4 protein-coding genes are annotated in these 2,586 nt (G+C 70.8%); all 4 read right to left on the reverse strand.

Annotated elements, in window-relative coordinates:
- The coding region (locus tag ENN83_RS14930; RefSeq protein WP_287188311.1) for a precorrin-2 dehydrogenase/sirohydrochlorin ferrochelatase family protein at positions 1–597 on the reverse strand (597 nt) is incomplete at its 3' end.
- 235 nt (positions 598–832) lie between these two features.
- Positions 833–1,630 (reverse strand): bifunctional hydroxymethylpyrimidine kinase/phosphomethylpyrimidine kinase, encoded by a 798-nt coding sequence (gene thiD / locus ENN83_RS14935; protein ID WP_287188313.1) that lies wholly within the window; start codon positions 1,628–1,630, stop codon positions 833–835.
- Positions 1,627–2,232 (reverse strand): thiamine phosphate synthase, encoded by a 606-nt coding sequence (thiE, locus tag ENN83_RS14940; protein ID WP_287188314.1) that lies wholly within the window; start codon positions 2,230–2,232, stop codon positions 1,627–1,629. The genes thiD and thiE overlap by 4 nt, the downstream gene beginning before the upstream one ends.
- The coding region (locus tag ENN83_RS14945; RefSeq protein ID WP_287188316.1) for a hydroxyethylthiazole kinase at positions 2,229–2,586 on the reverse strand (358 nt) is incomplete at its 5' end. The genes thiE and ENN83_RS14945, both read right to left, overlap by 4 nt.

The raw sequence follows: 2,586 nt of genomic DNA on the forward strand, positions 1-2,586 counted from the left end.
CACGAACAGCACCCGGCCCGGCGCGGGCGCGCGGTCCAGATGCTCGGACAGAAGTGGCGCGGCCTCGGGCACGGCTTCGCCCGCCAGCGCGCGGTCGAACAGCACGCTCCAGAACTGGCGCCGTGCCCGGTCCGGCGGCAGCGTCTCGGCCTCGGCCCGCAGCGCCTTTGCGCCGCGCAGCACGGCGCCCAGTCCGGCGAGCAGCCGCTCCTCCAAGAGCGCCTTTACCTTGCGCGCCAGAACCGGCCCCGTGCCCTCGGTTCCGATGGCGATCACCAGCGGATCGCGGTCGACCAGCGCGGGCGTCAGGAAGCCGCTGGCCTCAAGGTTATCGACGATGTTGAACGGCACCCCGGCCGCTTCGGCCATAGCAGCAACGCGGGCATCCGCGGCCTCGTCCTCCGCCGCGGCATAGACCAGCCGCAGCCCGGCAAGGTCGTCCTGTGCCAGCGGCCGGGGAAACAGCACGATGCGCCCCTCGGCATCCCATGCGGCGATCAGCGGATCGGCGGTTTCGGCATAGACCTCGATCCGCGCCTCGGTCTTGAGCAGCAGCCGCAGTTTCGCCACCGCGGCCGCCCCCACCCGAAACGGCAACACGCAGACCGGCGACGCGCAGGAAAATCGGAAAATGGTTCATGGGGTGCCTCTGGACACAGGCCCGCCATAGAACAATTTTCCTTTAGAAAGCCATACTTCCCCGCGGAAAGGGACGCGATATAAGCCATTCACGCCCTCAGCGGGAAATTCGTCCCCGCCGCATATCCCGCGCCGCATGACGGCCCCGCGATCCGCCCTGCGGCCGGGACGACCGCCCCGACCGCAGGGGCCTTCATCGGCGCAGCGCGAAGAAATGATCCGTCGGGCCGACCCCGCGCCCGACCCACAACCCGTCCGCCGCACGAATCGCGGCCAGCGTGTAGTCCTTGGCCGCCTGCCCCGCCGCCAGCGGATCAGCAAGCGCCGCAAGATGGGTCGCCAGCGCCGCCGACAGGGTGCAGCCCGTGCCATGGGTGTTGGGCGTCGCGACGCGCGGCGCGATCAGCCAGACCCGCCTGGCCGCCGAAAGGAACAGATCGGGACTTTCGTCCTCGCCCAGATGGCCCCCTTTCAGGAACACCGCACCGCAGCCAAGCGCCAGCAGCGCCTCGGCCTGCGCCTCCATCTCCTTGCGCGTGCGCGCCTCGGGCCGGCCCAGCAGATCGGCCGCCTCGGGCAGGTTCGGCGTGATGATCGTGGCCATGGGCAGCAGCACATCGCGCAGCGCCGCAACCGCATCCGCCGCCAAGAGCCGGTCACCGCCCTTGGCCACCATGACAGGATCCAGCACCACCGGCACATCGCGGCCGTCCAGAACGCCTGCCACCGCCTGCACGATGGCGGCCGAGCCCAGCATCCCGATCTTGACCGCATCCACGCGGATATCGTCGAATACCGCCTGAACCTGCGCCGCAACAAGGTCCGGCGCCACCAGTTCCGCGGCCCGCACGCCTTGGGTGTTCTGCACCGTCAGCGCGGTGATCGCGGCCATGCCATAGCCGCCATTGGCGCCGATCGACTTGAGATCGGCCTGAATGCCCGCCCCGCCCGAAGGATCGGACCCGGCAATGGACAGGATGTTGGGGATCATGCGTGGCTCCATGTCCGGGCAAGGTCGCGGGCGGCAGCCTCCGGGTCGGGGGCCGACGCGATGGCCGAAACGACGGCGATACCGGCGCAGCCCATTTGCTTGAGTTCGGAAATGTCCGCGGCACCAATACCGCCGATGGCAACCGCAGGAACCGGCGCCGCGCGGACGATCCGGGCAAGACCGTCCATGCCCAGCGGCGCGGCGTGGTCGGGCTTGGTCGCGGTGGCGCGCACCGGGCCAATGCCCAGGTAATCGACAGCGCCGGGCGGCACGGCTGCAAGTTGCGCCCCGGTCTCGATCGACAGTCCAAGGATCGTCGCAGGCCCCAGCGCCGCGCGCATCCGCAGCGGGTCGCCATCCGATTGGCCGATATGCAGCCCGTCCGCACGCGCGGCCAGCACCACCGCCAGCCGGTCGTTGACGATCAGCGGCACGCCCAGCGGCGCAAGCCGCGCCCGCAGGCGGCGGGCCTGTGCGATCATCGCGGCATCGCTTGCCTGCTTGTCGCGCAACTGCACAGCCGTCGCGCCGCCCTGCACCGCCGCCAGCACCAGATCGTCGGACGCGCCATCGGGCGTCACGAAATAGACCCGGAACGTCATGCCTCTGACACCCGCGCCCCGGCGGTCAACTCGGCAGGCGTGATCGCGGCCAGTGCGTCCAGTAACGCCACCTGGAAACTGCCCGGGCCTGCCGCGATGGCGCCCGCGCGTTCCCCCGCAAGCCCGAAAAAGGCCAGCGCGGCCACCGTCGCCCGCGCCCGGTCCTCGGCCCCGGCCAGAAGCGCACCGACCAGCCCGGTCAGCGAACAGCCCAGCGCCGTCACCCGCGGCATCAGCGCATGGCCATTTGCCACACGCCAGCCGCGCGCCCCGTCGGTGACGAAATCGACCGGACCGGTTACGGCGACCACCGCGCCGGTGTTGCGGGCCAGTTCGCGCGCCGCGTCCTCGGCC

Source organism: Rhodovulum sp. (assembly GCF_011048875.1).
Lineage (GTDB): Bacteria > Pseudomonadota > Alphaproteobacteria > Rhodobacterales > Rhodobacteraceae > Rhodovulum > Rhodovulum tesquicola.

Coding starts and splice junctions, on each gene's coding strand:
- thiE (WP_287188314.1), bottom strand. CDS start 2,232: ATGACGTTCCGGGTCTATTTCGTGACGCCCGATGGCGCGTCCGACGAT.
- thiD (WP_287188313.1), bottom strand. CDS start 1,630: ATGATCCCCAACATCCTGTCCATTGCCGGGTCCGATCCTTCGGGCGGG.